This is a genomic window from Edaphobacter bradus, from assembly GCF_025685645.1.
In the GTDB taxonomy this organism is placed as follows: Bacteria; Acidobacteriota; Terriglobia; order Terriglobales; family Acidobacteriaceae; genus Edaphobacter; species Edaphobacter bradus.
The window spans coordinates 942,366-960,109 of the sequence record NZ_JAGSYF010000001.1 but is presented as its reverse complement, the minus strand read 5'-3'; the positions used below and the strand labels follow the sequence as shown (position 1 = coordinate 960,109).

General features: G+C 56.4%; 15 protein-coding genes, 1 pseudogene and 1 riboswitch. Of the genes and pseudogenes, 11 read left to right on the top strand and 5 right to left on the bottom strand.

Annotated features, from left to right (window positions below):
• Window positions 1-19: 19 nt before the first annotated feature.
• The 4 genes from OHL16_RS04030 to OHL16_RS04015 all read right to left on the bottom strand — a co-directional run bounded on the left by OHL16_RS04030 (window position 20) and on the right by OHL16_RS04015 (window position 4,978).
• Window positions 20-1,621 carry a hypothetical protein gene (locus OHL16_RS04030; protein ID WP_263365777.1) on the bottom strand — a complete coding sequence of 534 codons (1,602 nt, stop codon included), beginning with the start codon at window positions 1,619-1,621 and terminating at the stop codon, window positions 20-22.
• A gap of 54 nt (window positions 1,622-1,675) precedes the next feature.
• The gene (gene glsA, locus OHL16_RS04025; RefSeq protein WP_263365776.1) at window positions 1,676-2,737 is read right to left on the bottom strand and encodes a glutaminase A; all 1,062 of its coding nucleotides are present in this window, start codon (window positions 2,735-2,737) and stop codon (window positions 1,676-1,678) included.
• 82 nt (window positions 2,738-2,819) lie between these two features.
• Window positions 2,820-4,229 (bottom strand): DcaP family trimeric outer membrane transporter, encoded by a 1,410-nt coding sequence (locus OHL16_RS04020; RefSeq protein WP_263365775.1) that lies wholly within the window; start codon window positions 4,227-4,229, stop codon window positions 2,820-2,822.
• Window positions 4,230-4,561: 332 nt separating this feature from the next.
• The gene (locus OHL16_RS04015) at window positions 4,562-4,978 is read right to left on the bottom strand and encodes a response regulator (RefSeq protein WP_263365774.1); all 417 of its coding nucleotides are present in this window, start codon (window positions 4,976-4,978) and stop codon (window positions 4,562-4,564) included.
• Between the two features lie 110 nt (window positions 4,979-5,088).
• Here OHL16_RS04015 and OHL16_RS04010 point away from each other — a divergent pair.
• The 8 genes and pseudogenes from OHL16_RS04010 to OHL16_RS20190 all read left to right on the top strand — a co-directional run.
• Window positions 5,089-5,473, top strand: a pseudogene (locus OHL16_RS04010) (integrase core domain-containing protein); the annotation flags it as partial.
• A 494-nt stretch (window positions 5,474-5,967) separates the two neighbouring features.
• On the top strand, window positions 5,968-7,722 hold the full coding sequence (locus OHL16_RS04005) for a sensor histidine kinase (RefSeq protein ID WP_263365773.1): 1,755 nt from the start codon (window positions 5,968-5,970) through the stop codon (window positions 7,720-7,722).
• Between the two features lie 194 nt (window positions 7,723-7,916).
• A complete protein-coding gene (locus tag OHL16_RS04000) occupies window positions 7,917-8,618 on the top strand; it encodes a response regulator (RefSeq protein ID WP_263365772.1) in 702 nt (233 codons plus the stop codon).
• Window positions 8,619-8,737: 119 nt separating this feature from the next.
• Window positions 8,738-10,447, top strand: coding sequence for an aspartate-alanine antiporter (gene aspT / locus OHL16_RS03995; protein WP_263365771.1), 1,710 nt, complete (start codon window positions 8,738-8,740; stop codon window positions 10,445-10,447).
• A gap of 46 nt (window positions 10,448-10,493) precedes the next feature.
• Window positions 10,494-10,961, top strand: coding sequence for an L-asparaginase family protein (locus OHL16_RS03990; protein WP_263365770.1), 468 nt, complete (start codon window positions 10,494-10,496; stop codon window positions 10,959-10,961).
• 278 nt (window positions 10,962-11,239) lie between these two features.
• Window positions 11,240-11,632: a hypothetical protein gene (locus tag OHL16_RS03985; protein WP_263365769.1), complete on the top strand. Its 393-nt coding sequence runs from the start codon at window positions 11,240-11,242 to the stop codon at window positions 11,630-11,632.
• Window positions 11,626-11,751, top strand: coding sequence for a hypothetical protein (locus OHL16_RS03980; RefSeq protein WP_263365768.1), 126 nt, complete (start codon window positions 11,626-11,628; stop codon window positions 11,749-11,751). The genes OHL16_RS03985 and OHL16_RS03980 overlap by 7 nt, the downstream gene beginning before the upstream one ends.
• Window positions 11,752-11,770: 19 nt before the next feature.
• Window positions 11,771-11,932: a hypothetical protein gene (locus OHL16_RS20190; protein WP_396127151.1), complete on the top strand. Its 162-nt coding sequence runs from the start codon at window positions 11,771-11,773 to the stop codon at window positions 11,930-11,932.
• A gap of 80 nt (window positions 11,933-12,012) precedes the next feature.
• On the opposite strand, the gene OHL16_RS03975 is transcribed toward OHL16_RS20190, so the two are convergent.
• Window positions 12,013-12,525, bottom strand: coding sequence for a hypothetical protein (locus OHL16_RS03975; RefSeq protein ID WP_263365767.1), 513 nt, complete (start codon window positions 12,523-12,525; stop codon window positions 12,013-12,015).
• 201 nt (window positions 12,526-12,726) lie between these two features.
• On the opposite strand from OHL16_RS03975, the gene OHL16_RS03970 reads away from it, so the two are divergent.
• The 3 genes from OHL16_RS03970 (at window position 12,727) to OHL16_RS03960 (ending at window position 17,594) form a co-directional block, all read left to right on the top strand.
• The gene (locus tag OHL16_RS03970) at window positions 12,727-13,701 is read left to right on the top strand and encodes a glycosyltransferase family 2 protein (protein ID WP_263366227.1); all 975 of its coding nucleotides are present in this window, start codon (window positions 12,727-12,729) and stop codon (window positions 13,699-13,701) included.
• 100 nt (window positions 13,702-13,801) lie between these two features.
• Entirely contained in the window at window positions 13,802-14,788 is a 987-nt protein-coding gene (locus OHL16_RS03965) for a quinone oxidoreductase family protein (protein ID WP_263365766.1), read from the top strand.
• Between the two features lie 88 nt (window positions 14,789-14,876).
• Window positions 14,877-15,088: riboswitch (cobalamin riboswitch) on the top strand.
• Window positions 15,089-15,122: 34 nt separating this feature from the next.
• Window positions 15,123-17,594 (top strand): TonB-dependent receptor, encoded by a 2,472-nt coding sequence (locus tag OHL16_RS03960; RefSeq protein WP_263365765.1) that lies wholly within the window; start codon window positions 15,123-15,125, stop codon window positions 17,592-17,594.
• Window positions 17,595-17,744: the final 150 nt, after the last annotated feature.

Here is a 17,744-nt window from a genome sequence, read left to right as displayed (position 1 = left end):
TTTTCTCCTCTTTAAGATGTCAGTAGAGGGCGGTCATGCCGAAGCTGAATACTTGTCCGGTGAGCTGCCCTGTATAGAAGCCGAAGGTGCTGCTGACGGGAGAGTGGTCGACGTTAATCAACTGCACGTTGAGGCGGAGGTTGCGTGTGTTCCAGGGATAGTAGTTAGTGCCAACGATGAACTCTTTGGGGTCGTGTCCGTATTTGGTGAAGATGTAGGAGGTGGCGCCGTAGAGCTCGAGCCTATTCTGGATGACCATGTCTGAGAGCTGGACGTAGAACCCTGTATCGCGGATGTCGCTCATGGGCAGCGGCCCGGTGGCCTTGAAATGATCGAGCCAGCGGCTGTAACCCTCGCCCTGAAGCCAGAAGCCGTGGTACTTCATTCCGGCGGAGGCGGTGAGGAGTTTGTAGTGGACGTCCGTCACGGTGACGTTGTTGGCGAAGGTGTTGGGGTCGAATACGTTGAGGCTGTCGCCGATGCGCAGGGTGGTGTTGGTGGTTGCGGAGCCGAGTGCGGCCTGGCGATCCTCGGGGCTGTAGGTGTAGGCGAGGTTGAAGCGGGTGGCGACTTTCTCGTGGTTTTCGTAGTCTCCGAAGGCGCCGCGAGGACCGAACTCCTTTGTTGTGGGCAGCCATGTGAAGGCGAAACCCGCGGAGAGGTCGCGGTCGAGCTTGACGGCGGGTGTATCGAGGTTGCTGTTGTTATTTCCCACCATCCATCTGTACTCAAGCGCCGGAAGGAGATGTCCAAAGGCAAATACTCCCTGCGAAAAGAACGGCCGGAAGTATTCGTCCGCCATGACGCGATCGTAAGATGTCCAGTAAGGGTGAGAACCCTGCAGCGACTGTGTACCGGGATATGCGTTCCATCCTCCGCCAAGCGTCATGTATTTATTGAAGGTGTAAGTCAAGGCACCGCCTACTGCCACTTGATTCGTGTCCTGTACAGTCCATACGAACGTTCCATATTGAAACTTGGGAGTGAATAGCCATCCCTGAGAAAACAACATGACGCGGTGGAACTGAAAGTCATTGCGAGGATCTACCGTGATGGGCCGCCCCAGATGGTCGGTCGCCGATTGGTTGGGCGGCAACTGATTCAGGTAGCGTGCAACCATATAGCCGCTGAAGTTTAGAGTTCCTAACTCACCCGATGCGACAGTAAATCCACGCCCGGGATTGAATTCTCCGAATACGGCTGGGTTTCCGTCGGAGGCTTCCGGGAGCCGCGTTTTATCGTCGTTATCCGGGTTATAGGTCCGGCCCGAACGTTGGTTGGCGGACTGGCTTACCGGTTGGTGTGGCCTACTTGCCTCAGGAAGAACCGTTTCCACGACAGCCTTCTCAAGCGCCTGTGTCGTCTCAGAAGGCTTCTTGTTGACGACTCGCCGCAGAGCCCCGATCTCCTCCATCAGCTCGCGATTTTGCTTTTCGAGTTGAATGTTCTGATCAACAAGCTGATCAACCTTCTTCAGCAATTCAGCGGTTGTGTCAGATTCGGTACTGGCGTCAGCGGCTTGAATATCCGAGGCCTGACCGCTCGCGAAGACGGGAGAGTCCGCGATCACAAACAGGAGCCACAGGATTTTCCACGATATTTTCCATGCGGTCCATTTCACGATTAGTCCTCCTGCTCCTCGAGACACGATGATTCTCAGTAATGCGGCGAAAGCTCATTTCAATCCCACCGAACTCGGAGAGTACAGATTGAAATCGAGCTTGTTCGCAACATACTCGATGACTTTTTGCGCCTTGACGCTATTCCCGGCCTCATCCAGCGGCGGCGCGAAGACGGCAATGGCTCCCTTGCCTGGCACGATGGCTACGATTCCACCACCAACTCCACTCTTAGCCGGGAGACCGACGTGCCAAGCCCAACCACCCGAGCCGTCGTAGAGCCCAGCCATCATCATCGTCGACAGAATATGCGGTATGTCCTCCTCTTTGATGACACGTTCGCCTGTAGCGGGATTAACACCGTTGTTTGCCAGGGTTGCTCCCATGCGGGCAAGCTGAGTGGCGTTCACTCCAACAGAACACTCTTTGGTATAGACATCGACCGATTCAAACGGGTCGGCATAGATGCGATCGTACTTCGCGAGCAGATACGAAAGAGCCTTATTTCCGGTATTCGTGGCGGCCTCCGATTTATATACCTCATCGATCAGGGTAAGTTTCTCCCCTGCGACCTTACTGTAAAAATCGAGGATCTTGTCCCATTTCTCGTCAGCCGTGCTGCCGGAGATCAGGCTCACCGTGGCGATGGCCCCTGCGTTTACCAGCGGATTAGCGGTGTGGCTCGGCATGTCGACTACCGCTACCGGAGAGTTGAAGGCTCTACCCGTCGGTTCGGAACCGATCTTTTCGAAGACTTTGTCCGGACCTGATTCTTCCATCGCGAGGGCCAGCGAGAAGACCTTCGCGATCGATTGAATGGAGAAGGAATACTTTACGTCACCGAGCGCAAAAACCTGGTTATCTGTCGTAACGACGGCGACCCCAAACAGTTTTGAATCGACTTTGGCGAGATACGGTATGTAGTCGGCATTCTTGCCTCCAGTATCGCCACGAAACTTCTCATAGGCTTCGGTAACGACCGCTTTCACCCGTTCGGCGCCTGGCGCTACAGGGCTAACGTTTTTAGATTGTGCGGAGATGGGTCCGACGCACACACTAGCAATAAGAAGATATACCGCAAACATCCACTTACTAAGCCGCGACTTCATCCTGAACATTTCTGCCTCCTGACCGGCCATTCGTTGATTTCGCCTATCCGTAAAACCAACCCGCGACTCTCCGCACTAATACCGGCGATGCTCAGAATTCGAAGCCTTTGCTCCAGTCGTAGCGGAAAGAGAACTGCAACCTGTACTGGTTATAGTTGTAGCCGTTGCTGAAATTCACCCGCCTTCCAAACTGAAATTCACTCGCCATCGTCACCCTGGGCACCGGGTGGTAGAGAAGATTTCCTAAGGCGTAATGTCCTTGATGGAAGTCGCTTGGCGCCGAGGCATTGGAGTTGTCGATGTTTAGCATCGAATATCCGACCGATGTGGCGTATCGGGTGCTCCAGACGTGATCGAGAAAAGCCACGACTCCGAGTACGGGGAGGGCCACCCCTTTGATCGGCCTTATGGGGTTTGAAAAGTTGTTTTTGACACCGATGTCTACAGGCGCGTCGTTCATATAGTTCTCGACGCCGTGTCCGTACATCACCGCGAGCTTACCCGTGTCTCTCTTCGTGAACTTAAGGTTGGAACTTACATTCACACCCGCGCCAACGGCGTAGCCGCTGAGATGAAATGGGCCTGTGCCTGTGTCGACCCAGGCGATCTTCCTCACTATGCCAGCCACTTGCACGTAACCCCAGTCTCCGGCGTATTTGACGTGACCGCTCAGATCTGGCCATTTGAAGTGGGGAACGACGTTTGCCAATTCGACGCGGCCGGCATAAATTCCCTGGTCGGCACTGGCTCCAGGACGTTCCAGTGCGATCTGTATGTTGCTGTCGCCTTTTTGTAACGGGGTGAAGCGGAACTGCACGTTGCGGAAGAAGACCATGCCGTTCGGCCCCCAATACTCAACCGAGTCGGGGAATACGCCGATATCCATAAACGGGCTCCATGTCTGTCCCGCACCGAAGTGCCCCATTTCGCCCCAAGCGTGACGTAGACGGAATGTCGTCTGGCCGGCGTCAACACCAGTCCCGAAGAGCTCCCATTCGAAGGTGGTCTTGAGATCCCCCATGGCTGTCGGAGTGAGTGTCTTAATTCCAATTCGGGTTTGCCGCACCCCCCAGTACGTACTTCCGTTGGGGCCAAACTGTCCGGCAAACGCAGGTAATTTTGTGGGACGCACCACGTCGAACCAATTCGGATCGTTGGCTCCGAAGTTATATCCACTGTCCAGCATGACGAAGCCGTAGACATCCACCGAACTTCCCGTCTTCGGTTTCACTGGTTGCTCCGACTCGTTGGGGTTTGTCGGATTACTCACCGCGGCGTTGAGTTCCTGAGCGGACACCTGGGCTGCGGCACTCATCTGCTGCTTCAATTGCTGAACTTCGTTCTCAAGCTGTGACAACCTCTTCTGCATCTGCTGCATGTCTGGCGTTTGAGGAGGCTGGTCTTGTGCCCGAGCGGACACTCCTGGAAGCGATGTCAGAATAAAACCCATCGCCAGTGCGATCAGGAGCCGTTGAGAGGTTTGCGAATGGGTGCGTTTCATGGGTAGCCTGCTCCTTTGCTAACAAAGCGCTATGCAAAAGGCCCGCCGTGGTGTGCGAACTGAACCGCCCGCTTCTGCGCCACCATGTGCTTTGTGTAACCACAGTGACAGCATTGAAATGTTGAATTGTTTCTACAGGAAGGGAGCGGTGAACCACAATTAGGGAAATCCCTAGGACGATCTACGTGCCGTTCGGTTTACGCACAGAGGTGCATGCGATATCACTTCACTCACAAGCTCGCCTCAACGGCTTGATGACCCGGTCCCTAGAGTGATGAGGCTAGGCTCATATTAGCGCCTCCGCAACTAGGGAAATCCCTGAGCGTTGAATCTCACACGGAGGCTGGAGGTGGCATGTAGGCCACTCCCGCCAGAGCGGCCCAAATCGCGGGCACCAGCTGAGTTTTCATCTTGGATTTCAGGACATAACCGAGCGCGCCTTCAGCCCTGCAGGCGGCTACAAACTCTTCTCCCGCATGAATCGTCAGAAAAACCGATCGAGCGGATGATCTCAATTCACGCAACTGATGGACGGCGTCAATGCCGCTCAATACGGGCATAGTGATATCTACCACAATCACGTCAGGCTCAAGGCGGAGCGCTTCAGAAACCAGCGTTCTGCCGTCACTCGCGGTCCCTACAACATCAAAGTAGGGGGCAAGTAGAGCTGTTGCAGCTTCCAACAGATGAGGATGATCATCGGCTAGGAGTACGCGAGGGCGATTTATGGGGGAACTTCGCTCACTCATACGCAACTCGCGGCTATAGACGGCTTGACAGGCCCGCTATGAGCTTCATGAGCAATTGTGGGATGGAGTTGCAAAATGCGCCATTGGGGAAATCCCTAGGCATAAATTGCTTGATCAAGGGCGTTCCGGAGCGTATCCGATCCGATAACGGACCGGAGTTCGTAGCCAAAGACCTGCGGAAATGGCTTGCCGCTACGGGAGCAAAGACGCTGTGTATCGAGTCTCGCAGTCCGTGGGAGAACGGCTTTTGCGAGAGCTTCAACTCGAAACTGCGGGATGAGTTCCTCAACGGAGAGATCTTTTTACTCGATGGGAGATCAGGGTGCTGGCCGAACCCTGGCGTGCTCACTACAACACCGTCAAACCTCACTCGTCATGGGATACAGACCACCGGCTCCAGTTGCCTGGCAGGTCAACAACGACACAAGGCATGAAGAACTGGGAGCCGCTACGTGCTTCCCAGCTCTTCATGCCTCCACAATGGCGCTGAACTAGAGATAACTGCGCGACACTAACAATGGACAACCACTCCCGGCAACAAGGCGCCAGTTGGATCACCTGTCACACCTGCCCAGGCACCTGTGGCAGGTGTCTGGGCAGGTAGAGGTGTAGAATTCAATAAGGCAGGCAACTGCGATGGCTATCAAACCTAACGACAAGAAGCCACGCTGATGCTGATGGACCCTTCGCAAGCGTCGTTCATTGCTGGCCTCGTAGGGAACAACATAACGAGCAAGGCTACTAGCCTCTCGTGCGACACCTGCAACGAACCAGTCCTTTGATTTTTCTGTTGGAGTGGCCGTGAAAGTGCTTGCTATCCGGGCCCGAAACGTGCCAGTTCGATAGTGCTTGGGCTTCAATATTGAGAAGCCACTTGGAGGTCCCCCTTGGTCACTCCAATGGAGCATCAGATCACGGACCGGCAGGGCCCTGTCCAGGATTTTCAAGGGAGCTATGTACACAGTGGAAGGCAGGCTCGAGCCTTAATTGTGGCTGCGATCCTTTTTTTTTCACAATTGCTTTCGGCGCAGGCCGATAAATCTGTTCGACGCGTCCTCATTTTCAATGACTTTAATTCTATTTCTTCGCCTGGTATTGCAATCATAGATCAGGCCATTGCAGCTGGTTTAGCGAACTCCACGTACCAAGTTGAGGTGTACAACGAGACCCTCGAATCGACTCTGTTTTCGGATGACGCTACCCAACACCGTTTTCGTGATTGGTATATTCGCAAGTATTCGGACCGCAAACCAGACTTGATCATTACTGTGGGGCCGGCTTCTCTCAAGTTTATGATCGAATCGCACGAGAGCTCATTTCCGAACATTCCGATTATCTTCTGCGGAACCACCGAGAAAATGCTGGAGCCGTTGAAGCCCTCTGCTCATTTTACTGGCGTTTGGGCGGTAGCGGATCCAGAGAAGACCCTGATCGCGGCACTGCGAATGCGACCCGGCACCAAGCATGTGATCGTCGTAGGGGGCGTCGGAAAGTTTGACCAAGCGGTTGTAGCAACAGCGAGGGAAAGCTTCCATGACTTCGAATCGAGGTACGAGTTCACCTACCTCACTGACCTGGACATGCCTTCGCTGCTTGAGCGTCTGAAACATCTGCCCAGTAACAGCATCATTTATCACGCTTCAATTATGCTGGACGCCGCAGGAAATCACTTCGTTGACGCATCTCAATCAGTCCCCCTGATCGCTAGCGCTGCGAATGCTCCGATATTTGTTATGGATGATGTGGACCTCGGTCAGGGAACGGTGGGCGGGTATCTGCTTAGTTGGGCCGCGGACGGCCGGGTTGCAGCCGCGATGGCTTTGAGGGTTCTCAACGGTGAGAGACCGCAGGACATCCCCATTGTTAAGAACAACAACATCTACCTCTTCGATTGGCGAGCCCTGAATCGCTGGGGGATCAAAGAAAAGGATCTTCCACCCGGCAGTACGGTGCTTTTCCGTGAGCCGTCCGCTTGGGCGCGCACCAAGTGGGTCTGGCTCACGGCCCTGCCGATCATTCTTGGTCTCTCTATCCTTGCCGCTTACTTGCACTTCAGCCGAAAACAAATCAAGCTCGCAAAAGACGCGCAGCTACACCTCAGTGGACTATTGATCAATGCTCAGGAGAAAGAACGAAGCCGGATTGCATCGGAACTCCATGACGATTTTAGCCAGCGCATTGCGCTACTCTCACTCGGATTGGAAAATGCCGCAGATGAATTGCCGGATTCGTCAGTGGCTGTGAAGCGGCAGTTACAAAAACTTTTTGATTCGGCTAGCGAGCTTGGGGCCGACATTCATACCGTATCCCATCGCCTTCATTCATCGACGCTCGAGAGTCTCGGACTTGTACCGGGGGTGAGCGCTCTATGCAAAGAGTTTACTGATCGGTATGGAATTGAAATCGATTTCTGCGCCGACAACATTCCACGCCGCATTCATCAGGATGTGGCTCTATGTTTATTCCGCATCGTCCAGGAAGGGCTTCAGAATTTAAAAAAGCATAGTGGAGTAGCAAAAGCTCAAGTCAAATTGTGGACGGCCGGAGACAAAATACTTATGTCCGTGTGCGATAAAGGCAGAGGATTCGATCTTAAGGAGACCACCAATAAAGCAGGACTCGGAATTCGAAGTATGGAAGAACGCGTACGCCTTCTGGGTGGACGATTCGAGATTCATTCAGAACCCACGAGGGGAACCAGAATCGAGGCCTCTGTCCCCCTCCAGCCAGTTACCGAATGTTGAAGGGTTTAGGCTGATCATCTTCATGTTGGGCGCTGCGTGAAAGAACGCGCTAAATAATTCTTCGATAGAGCTTTAGTCGCTATGGCAGTAGAAGACACTATATGCCTGTTATTAGCCAGAAACCGGATGACGAAAACTGGCATAGGATAGGTGCACACTATCGGGCTCTCTGACCGGCGAAAGGTTGGCATGTCATGGAGAAGATTCCCACGAATCGGGCCCGCCCACGTTGCTTGATCGCAGATGACCACGTGATCTTTTCCGATGCTTTACGGGTTTATTTGGGTACGGCCCTCGAAATTGTAGGAGTGGTTTCGGATGGTCGTGCTCTTGTCCTTGAAGCAATCAGGCTGAGGCCGGAAATAGTTATTGTCGACGTAGGAATGCCGCTCTTAAATGGATTAGACGCGGCCCGCAGAATCAAGGAACTGGCTCCCAAGGTTAAGTTCATCTTCTTGACGATGCGGGACGACCCGAATCTTGCTGCGGCAGCGCTCCAACTCGGCCCAATCGCATTTGTTCTCAAACATTCGGCCGGTTCAGAGCTGCTACAAGCGATTGAACAAGTATTGCGCGGCCGATCTTATTTGACACCCAAACTGAAGGCCGACGATTGGGTTGAAGCGAAGGCCAGGGCGAGGCAGTTCTCGACAGAAATGACGCCGCGACAGAAAGGTATCGTTCAATTGCTCGCCGAGGGCAGGTCCATGAAAGAGATCGCCGGACTTCTCCAGTTAAGTCAGAAGACCGTGGAGTTCCACAAACATCACATCATGGTGTCGTTCAACTTCAAAAGCAACGCCGACTTGGTCCTGTTCGCGCTGAACCGCGGCCTGATTGCCCCAAACCCCGAACTGCAATTTAAAGAGCAAACTATCGTTCCCTCGCGCTATTAACACTCATACGTTACGGAGCAATCTAGCCTTAACGGCGCACCGGGGATAGACTGGCCCATGATGTGGGGTAGGCGCGGACCAACTTCTCTAGCACAGAGGAATCATGGAGGCAGCGTTGAATGACAACAACAATCGAATGGATCAGAGATGCTCTGCGAGATCACGCTGAAGTGGCTCTCTTCCTGGCTCTCGCTGCGGGTTATCTCATCGGGCGACTTCGGATTGGATCGTTCAAACTCGGTCCGGTTGTTGGATGCCTTCTGGCGGGCCTTGCTGTTGGGCAGTTCGGTATCGTAATCCCAGGCGTTCTTGGTAGAACGTTCTTTCTCTTATTCCTATTTGCCGTCGGCTACAAGACGGGGCCTCAATTTGTCAGAGGTCTTGGGCGGAATGCACTTCCGCAAGTGATCCTTGCCGTCTTGTTTGCGGCAACCGGATTGCTAACGACCTATTCAGTAGCGCGTGTCCTTGGATTCGATGCTGGGACGGCCGTGGGACTCCTCGCTGGAGGGCTTCATTCGGCGGAGGCAGTAGGAACGGGAAGTGATGCTATTGAAAAACTCGCTCTAGAGGAGAATGTGGATCGCACACTTACTACCAATATGGCCATCGCTTATGCGGTGACGTACATGGTCGGAATATTTGCAGGAATCTTCGTCCTTGTTCGAATTGGTCCTTGGGTGTTGAGGATTGATCTTCGCGCTGAATGCCAAAAGCTGGAAAACGAATTGGGCATGAAAAAGGACGAACTCGGAGTTTTTTCTGCCTACAAGCAATTTGTGATGCGGGCCTACAAGGTACCGGAGAACATGAACAATAGGTCTGTGGCCGAATTGGAGGACTCCTTCTCACCTGAACGGGTGTTTGTAGAAAGAGTGAAGAACAATCAGGGAGTTATGGATGCCGATCCAAGTCTTCCACTCGTTGCAGGCGATCTCATCGTTCTCTCCGGACGCCCCAAAATGCTTGGAGGATCCAATAATCCGTTGCATCCGTATGAGGTTGAAGAACCAGCACTATTGGACATTCCCGCTATAGCGGTCGACTACATCTTAGAGCGGAAAGATCTGCGGCATCGAACCCTTGCCGAGATAGTCGAAACTTTAGGAGGTGAAGTAGCTACCAGAGGAGTCTATGTTCGTAAAGTATTGCGAGCAGGAGAAGAGCTACCGTTGGGGTCGAAGGTAGTACTGGAACGCGGCGATGTGTTGACGCTTATTGGTGCCAAACGTCACGTCGACCGAGTGGCAGCACAACTGGGTCCCGTCAAGCGGCCGTCAAATGCGACCGATCTAATATCTGTTTGTCTGGCCATTGGTATTGGCGGGCTCATTGGTTTGCCTGCATTGCATCTCGCAAGACTAAGCATCGGGCTTGGCCTTCCTGTCGGCGTCCTCCTCGCTTCACTTGTGATCGGTTGGCTGCATTCGATCAGGCCTGCCTTCAGCAAAGTGCCTGAACCCGTAGTCTGGTTGTTAGATTCCCTTGGCCTCACCGCATTCGTAGCCTCAATCGGTATAAATGCTGGTCCTGGTTTCGTGCATGGAGTCCGCTCAACCGGCCTTGCTCTCCTTATTACGGGCGTTATCGTATGCGCAGTACCGTATTTACTCACTATCCTTGCGGGTCATTACATCTTCAGATTGCATCCGGGAATTCTGCTCGGCATCTGTGCGGGAAGTGGCACATCTTCTCCTGGATTGGCAGCCCTGCAGGAGAAAGCGGAGAGTCGTGTGCCAGTTTTGGGTTATGGCGTGAGTTATGCAATAAATTCAGTGTTATTTGCGCTTTGGGGATCGGTAATCGTGGTATTGGTGCATCAGGGCTAGCCGTACTGCTCAGGATAGGTTCCTAGACACTCTGAAAAATCCGTTCATGTCGCCCTTGCGGGGAGTAGTTGGAGTCACGGCCTACGGCAAGGACGATTGGTACAACACGCCAGTGTGGAAGCACACCTCGCAAAGCGAATTTGACATCTCAAACGTCACGAAACTGCCGCGTGTCGATATCGTTTTCGCGGACGCCGACATGGAACCAGACTTGATCGACGCGAGTGTCAATGCCGGTGCGAAAGGAATTGTCATTGCCGGTGTAGGCAACGGCAATATGAACAAAGTCTCGGTCGAAGCGGCAGCACGCGCCGTTAAGAAAGGTGTAGTCGTGGTTCGCAGCAGCCGCGTCGCGACGGGAATGGTCGACCGCAACGTGGAAGTAAACGATGATGAGCTCGGATTCATCGCTTCCGATGAGCTGAATCCGCAGAAATCAAGAATCCTTCTGTCATTAGCACTGCTGAAGCCCGAATCGCCTTCGCAGATTCAACAGTTATTCAGGACCTACTGATCGCATCCGGGGAAGGCGATATGAGGGGCATGCTAAGGTCGCTCCTGCTGTCGCTGACTGCCTTTGCTGTCTTGCCTGCATGGCAATCTTGCCAGGGGCAAGACAGCATAATTGCCGGGGAAACATTGGAATTGAGCCGGCAACCGCATCAGGTCAGCTCGCAGAGACCGGTTGTTACGGCACCTAACACCAATCCCAGATCACAACAGACGACGACTCCGGCGCAAAGCACTACGTCCCCTTCATCCTCGCTTGACGACTCCATTGATGCAGGTGAAATGAACGACGATATCTTCCACGCGCCGCGCAGGATGGAAAGCTGGCAAGAGTACCGCGGACCACACTTCACTGCCAAGGCCGGCCTGGGGTTTCTGGTCGAGACAGCAGCCTACGCGCAGGATGATGTGAGCAAGGAGCAGATTAAGATGCTCCCCGATCAAAGACTTCGCGACGTCCGGTTCGTCGTGAATGGGGGCTTTCCGAGTCTCCCGCGCAAAGTAACCTACAATTTAGGGATCATGTACGACGGCCCGACGCACGCGTGGCTGATACGTCAGACCGGCATTATGGTCGCGGTCCCCGAACTGTGGGGCAACATCTTTATCGGGCGCTCTAAGGAAGGGTACTCGCTGAACAGGGCGGCAAGTTCAGGCGTTTTACACCAATGGTGAATTGGTACCTGACGGACTACCTGCGCCTCGAGGCCGCCTATGGCATAGGACATCTGGATCGGTTCAACCTGAAAGGCAATACGCAGTTCTTCCAGACTCGCCTTCAAATCGAGTTCTGAAGGCCGGTTCGCATGAGGCATTATTCTGTGGCTGCAGGTCAACGCTGCCTCCCACAATTTCGAAGCAACAGACCGGATGAGAATTCGCGCCGATCTCAGCATCATGGGCCGCCGAAATGAATTCCTCGAGCAGATCGTCACTCGGCTTTCCTTAGAACCGGGAGTATCGGCCGTCAGTTGATACATCGTTCCAACAGCGTTGGAATGAGATGTCCGCGAATCCCAACTCATCATGCGTCAGGCATCTTGCCCTGACCACTCCTAGTTTCTGCCGCATCCGGCCCGATAGACCTTAGGCTTCTTCCACTCCTCATCGGTCGCGAAGATGATGCAGCTCCGGCCAGTCTCCGTATCGAGCCTCCAGGTGATGTTGCCCTGTCGGTAGAGTTGATAGCGGCCAGACCCCGAAAACACCATCCCGTTCGGAGGATTCGGACTGATCGTGTCACTCCCCGGCGCCGTCGCCGGAGGAGGCTGCATCGACTGGCTCACCTGGGGCTGGCTCACCTGGCCGCCCTGGTCTGTAGCAGCAGCGACAGCCTGTGCTGAACTTTGCACACTGGCCTGTGCAGGTGCGGCTACTGGATACACAACCGTCTCGCCCTCAGAAGACCTATCGCCCGTCGCTCTTGCCTCATCCTTCGCGGAGGTCGTTCCGTCTGCTCGGTACACATCTCCCGTGACTCCGGCGCGCTTGGCGTCGTACGAGTGGTATCCCAGGAAGGCGAGGAATACCAGTAGGACAAGCACGCCGAGTACGACCCATTTGCTCATCTTCCTCTCCATCTTCCTTTCCGCAGCATCCAATCGCCAGGGAACTTCATCATAAACAATGGAGTAGCCCGGTTCCAGCTGATTCGGTTTAATGCACAACCATCATCGCCTTCACGGGTTCAAACCAGTCAGGGAATCTGACCCAGTCGTAGTTACTATCTCGTTACCATTTCGCTGCCTAGAGGGAGTATGATCAAGAACGTGCCCAAATATTCTATCGTCGTCCCATTTCACAACGAAGAGGATAGCGTCACAACCCTCTACGACCGCCTCAAGGCGACGATGGAACAGGTCGGCGATACCTTCGAGCTCGTCTTCGTCGACGACGGCTCCAGCGACCGCACGTATCGTCTCCTCGAAGAGATCGCCGCTGTAGATTCCCGTGTTCTCGTCGTGAAGCTGCGCCGCAACTTCGGCCAGACGTCGGCGCTCGCCGCCGGCTTCGACCACGCCCAGGGCGACTTCATCCTCGCCATGGACGGCGACCTGCAGCACTCTCCTCACGAGATCCCCAACTTCCTCGCCAAGCTCGAGGAAGGCTACGACGTCGTCAGCGGCTGGCGTGCCCAGCGCGGTGACAACTTCATCATGCGCCGCATCCCGTCGCGCGCCGCCAACTGGCTCATGGCCTCGCTGAGCGGAGTCAACATCCACGACTTCGGTACCACCTTCAAAGCATACCGCCGCGAGGTCATCCACAACATCCCCCTCTACGGCGAGATGCACCGCTTCATCCCCGCGCTCGCTTCATGGTACGGCGCCAGCATCTGCGAGATTCCCATCTCGAACCCCCCGCGTGACTCCGGCAAGAGCCATTACGGCATCTCCCGCACCTTCCGGGTCTTCTTCGACCTGCTGACCATACGGTTCCTGCTGAAGTACATGACGCGCCCGTTGCACTTCTTCGGCTCCATCGGAGCGCTCGGTGTAGTGTCGGGCTCTCTGCTCGCTATGTGGCTGCTCGTGCTCAAGGTCGTCACCGGCCAGCACATCATGGATATCCACGGTCCGATCTTCGTCATCGCCGGCATCATGATCCTCGCCGGCATCCAGATGATAGGCATCGGACTGCTGGGCGAACTGCAGGTGCGGCACTTCCACACGGCCTCGCATCGCGCTCCGTACACGATTGATCGCGTCATCCGCCTGCGGTCCGAAGAGAGCCTTCTCCAGTAAATCCTGTTTTCCGGATACATCTTTCTCTCGGAAACTGCCTCCACTTCAGGTAAAGTGTGGGAGCACGTTCTTCGCCACAAGTCACAGCATCCAACACCCCATGCAAGTCATCCAGATCCTCAAGCCAGGCGGGCCCGAGGCCCTCACACTCCGCGATCTTCCTACGCCAACCCCCGGCCCCGGCGAAGCGCTCATTCGCATCGAAGCCTCCGGTGTCAACTTCATCGACGTCTACCTTCGTGAAGGCCGCTATCCCGCGCCGCTGCCTTACACCCTTGGCCAGGAGGCCGCGGGAACCATCGTCGCCCTCGGCGACCCCGACCCCAAAGCCGTCCCCGGTCAGCCCGCGTTCCAGCCCGGCGACCGCGTCGCCTGGTGCAGCGTCCCCGGAACCTACGCGCAGCTAGCCATCGCGCCTGTCTCCAGCCTCATCGCCATTCCTGACTCTCTCACGACTCAGCAAGCAGCCGCGGCGATGCTCCAGGGCATGACCGCCCACTACCTCGCCCACTCGGCCTATCCCATCCACCGCGGCGACGAGATCCTCGTCCACGCCGGTGCCGGAGGCGTCGGCCTCCTCCTCACACAGATCGCGAAATCTCTCGGAGCCCGCGTCATCACCACCGTCTCCAACGAGGAGAAGGCCGAGCTCTCCCGCGAAGCTGGAGCCGACGAGGTTATTTTCTACACGCGCGAAGACTTCGCTGCCCGCGTCAAGCAACTCGCTCCCGCTGGCCTTGCCGCAGTCTACGACTCCGTCGGCAAGACCACGTTCGAAAAGTCCCTCGAAGTCCTCCGCCGCCGTGGAACCATGGTTCTCTACGGAGGCTCCAGCGGCCCCGTCCCTCCCTTCGACCTCATCCGGCTCTCGACTATGGGCTCGCTCTTCGTTACACGCCCCACTCTTAAGGACTACACCGCGACCCGCGCCGAGCTTGAATCCCGCGCCGGCGACATCTTCCGTGGCATCGCCAACGGCTCCCTCAAGCTGCGCCTCGAACACACCTACCCGCTCACCGATGCTGCCCGGGCACACCGCGACCTCGAGGCCCGCCTCACCACAGGCAAGCTCCTTCTGGTCCCCTGAGCCCTTTGACTTGACTCGGCGGGATGCCGCAAACTAAAGCTCTCACTCGAATTCAGCGGCAGGCCTCTTATCGCCCGCCGTTCAACCATCACCTGTACCGCTGTGGAATGTTCGGGAAGCGCGGTGAAAATCCGCCACTGCCCCGCAACTGTTATTCGCGCGCGCTCGCCTCATCGAGCGTGAATGTCCGCCAGGGACTCTCCCACTGACCGCCACCCGGCGTCGGGAAGGGAAGCAACCCGTGACACGGTGGGCATGTATCGCGTCAGTCAGGAGACCGGTTCCTCTGCGCTCATCAACCACGTTCCCGAGGGGGGAACGGAGGAGTTTTTCGATGCCTACGACCATGTGCCGCATTGCGGCCGTGCCTTCACGTCTAAAGAGCCTTCTTGCGCTCACACTTCTCATCGCTGCCATTCCAGCCAAGGCCGTTGTCGTGCGCGGCACCGTCTCTGATCCGCTGGGCGCCGTCATCCCTGCAGCACGCGTTCAACTCATTGCGGGAACCACAGTCGCTGCCTCCGCTGTGACCGGCCCTGATGGCTCCTTCGAGATCCGCAGCACCGCCTCCGGACGCTTCGTTCTCCTCACCTCTGCCGCCGGCTTCGCGCTAGGCATCGGCCAGGACTTCTACGGTGGACGCACCGACATCGTCACCCGGAGGGTCACTCTTGAGATTGCTACCGTCACCGCGCGGGTCACGGTCACGGCCACTGGAATCCCCACGCCGCTCCAGCAGGCGAGCAGCGCCATCAGTCTCATCCCTTCGGCCGATCTCGCCACCCGCGTCGGCATCGTCGACGATCTTCGCCAGTCTCCCGGCCAGGTTGCCGTTCAGAGCGGCCAGTACGGCGGGGTCGCCTCTCTCTTTGTCCGTGGTGGAAACTCAGACGCCAACAAGGTCCTCGTCGACGGCATCACCTCGGAGGATGTTGGCGGTCGCTTCGATTTTGGCACCGTCTCCTCCACCGCGCTTAGCGACATCGAGATATACCGCGGCCCGGACTCCGTTCTCTACGGCTCCGACGCCGGAGCCTCCGTCGTCAACCTCGCGACGCCCCGCGGAAGCTCTCTCCGCCCTGTCGTTAACTACTCCGGCGACGCCGGAAACTTCTCCACCTACCGCAACGAAGTCGCCCTCTCCGGCGCGCATAGCCGTCTCGACTACTACGCCGCCTTCTCCCGCTTCGACACCTCCAACGCGCTCCCGCTGGACAAGTACCACTCCGGCACCGCAGCCGCGAACATCGGCTACAACTTCACCGGCAACACGCAGCTCCGCTTCACCATCCGCAACGCCGACTCCGCCACCGGTGTCCCCAGCGCTCACGACTTCTTCGGCATCTCCGCCGCCGGTAAACAGGGCGATCAGGACACCTACTCCGGGGCCACTCTCGAAAATCGCCACAACAAGTGGCACAATCTCGTCCGCTACGGCATCGCCCGCAAGCGCGAGCAACTCACCCAGTTCTACCCCGTAGGCGAGCCCATCACTGCGTTCGGATTCACCACCTGGTTTGGCAATACGGTCACCATCCGCGGAGCCAACGGCTACTCGGCCACCGGCCGGGCTGCGATCAACTACGGCAGCAGAGACACCTATCCTCAGGCTCAGAGCGACGATCAGGCGTCCAACCGCGACGAGCTCTACTTCCAGTCCGACTACACCTTCTCGCCGCACTTCATCGCGCTGCTCGGTTTCCGTTATGAGGACGAGCGCGGCTCCTTCAACGACCCCGGCTTCTTCGAGTTCGACAAGATCCAGCGCACCAACTTCGAGTACACCCTCCAGTTTCAGGGCGACATCAAGAACCGCCTCTTCTACTCGCTTGGCGGAGCCATCGAGCGCAACAACCTCTACGGCACAGCAGGCACTCCGCGCTTCGGCCTCGCCTGGGTTCCCGTGCGCCCCGGCCCGCGCCTCCTGCATGGCACAAAGCTCCGCGCCAACGCTGCTACCGGCGTGCAGGAGCCCTCGCTCTCCATCCAGTTCACCTCGCTCTACCAGCAGCTCCTCAATACACAAGGCGGTTCCGCTCTTATTGCCGCCTACAACGTCAGGCCCATCCAATTCCTCCGCTCCCGCACCTTCGACGTTGGCATCGACCAGAACATCCTCAACCAGAAGCTCATTCTCAAAGCCGGCTACTTCCACAACCAGTTCAATCACCAGATCGACTTCATCGACTCCGGCACGCTGCTGAAGGTCTTCAGAATCGACACCAGCGCCGCCAAGCTCTACGGAGCCGAGCTCAACACCCTCGCCTATCGCGCCCAGGGCTTCGAGGGCGAACTCCAGTTCCAGCCCACCAGCCACATCCTCTTACGCGGCGGCTACACCTACCTTACCTCGCTGGTCGAACAGTCCTTCTCCACCGACGCCGCCTACAACGGTACGCTGGCCGAGAACCCAAACCTCCCCGGCATCCCCATCGGCTCGTCCTATCCCCTCGTCGGCCAGAGGCCCTTCCGCCGTCCCCCGCAGACTGGCTTCTTCACCGCCAGCTACACCGTCACAAAGTGGAGTGCGGCCCTCAAGGGAGCCTTCTCCAGCCGCTCCGACGACTCCACCTTCCTCTCCTACTCCGACATCAATAGTGACAACACGCTGCTGCTGCCCAACCGTAACCTCGACTTCGGCTACGCCAAGCTCGACGCTTACGGAACCTACAACGCAACCAAACACATCACCGCCTTCGCCGAACTGGGCAATCTCCTCTCCCAGCAGCATATTGGTCCCATCGGCTACCCAGGCCTGCCATTCACCTTCCGAGCAGGTATCAAGGCAAGGCTGGGAGGTTACTAACCGCGGAAACCTGCTGGTGCCCACGTCCTGCTTCTGGGACGTGGGCACCAGCAGGAAGCTTCGTTGTCGTTGCCTTTCTCGTTGTCATCCCCGAACGGGATCTGCTTTTCTGCCGTCGGGCTGCTCGAGCGCCTGCCGTGACGCCACACT

What these genes read in the sequence shown, in the direction of transcription:
- OHL16_RS03990 (WP_263365770.1), top strand. Translation starts at nt 10,494, where the DNA reads ATGTCGCCCTTGCGGGGAGTAGTTGGAGTCACGGCCTACGGCAAGGAC.
- OHL16_RS03975 (WP_263365767.1), bottom strand. Translation starts at nt 12,525, where the DNA reads ATGAGCAAATGGGTCGTACTCGGCGTGCTTGTCCTACTGGTATTCCTC.
- aspT (WP_263365771.1), top strand. Translation starts at nt 8,738, where the DNA reads ATGACAACAACAATCGAATGGATCAGAGATGCTCTGCGAGATCACGCT.
- OHL16_RS04000 (WP_263365772.1), top strand. Translation starts at nt 7,917, where the DNA reads ATGGAGAAGATTCCCACGAATCGGGCCCGCCCACGTTGCTTGATCGCA.
- OHL16_RS03985 (WP_263365769.1), top strand. Translation starts at nt 11,240, where the DNA reads ATGAACGACGATATCTTCCACGCGCCGCGCAGGATGGAAAGCTGGCAA.
- glsA (WP_263365776.1), bottom strand. Translation starts at nt 2,737, where the DNA reads ATGTTCAGGATGAAGTCGCGGCTTAGTAAGTGGATGTTTGCGGTATAT.
- OHL16_RS04015 (WP_263365774.1), bottom strand. Translation starts at nt 4,978, where the DNA reads ATGAGTGAGCGAAGTTCCCCCATAAATCGCCCTCGCGTACTCCTAGCC.
- OHL16_RS03980 (WP_263365768.1), top strand. Translation starts at nt 11,626, where the DNA reads ATGGTGAATTGGTACCTGACGGACTACCTGCGCCTCGAGGCCGCCTAT.
- OHL16_RS03965 (WP_263365766.1), top strand. Translation starts at nt 13,802, where the DNA reads ATGCAAGTCATCCAGATCCTCAAGCCAGGCGGGCCCGAGGCCCTCACA.
- OHL16_RS03960 (WP_263365765.1), top strand. Translation starts at nt 15,123, where the DNA reads ATGCCTACGACCATGTGCCGCATTGCGGCCGTGCCTTCACGTCTAAAG.
- OHL16_RS04020 (WP_263365775.1), bottom strand. Translation starts at nt 4,229, where the DNA reads ATGAAACGCACCCATTCGCAAACCTCTCAACGGCTCCTGATCGCACTG.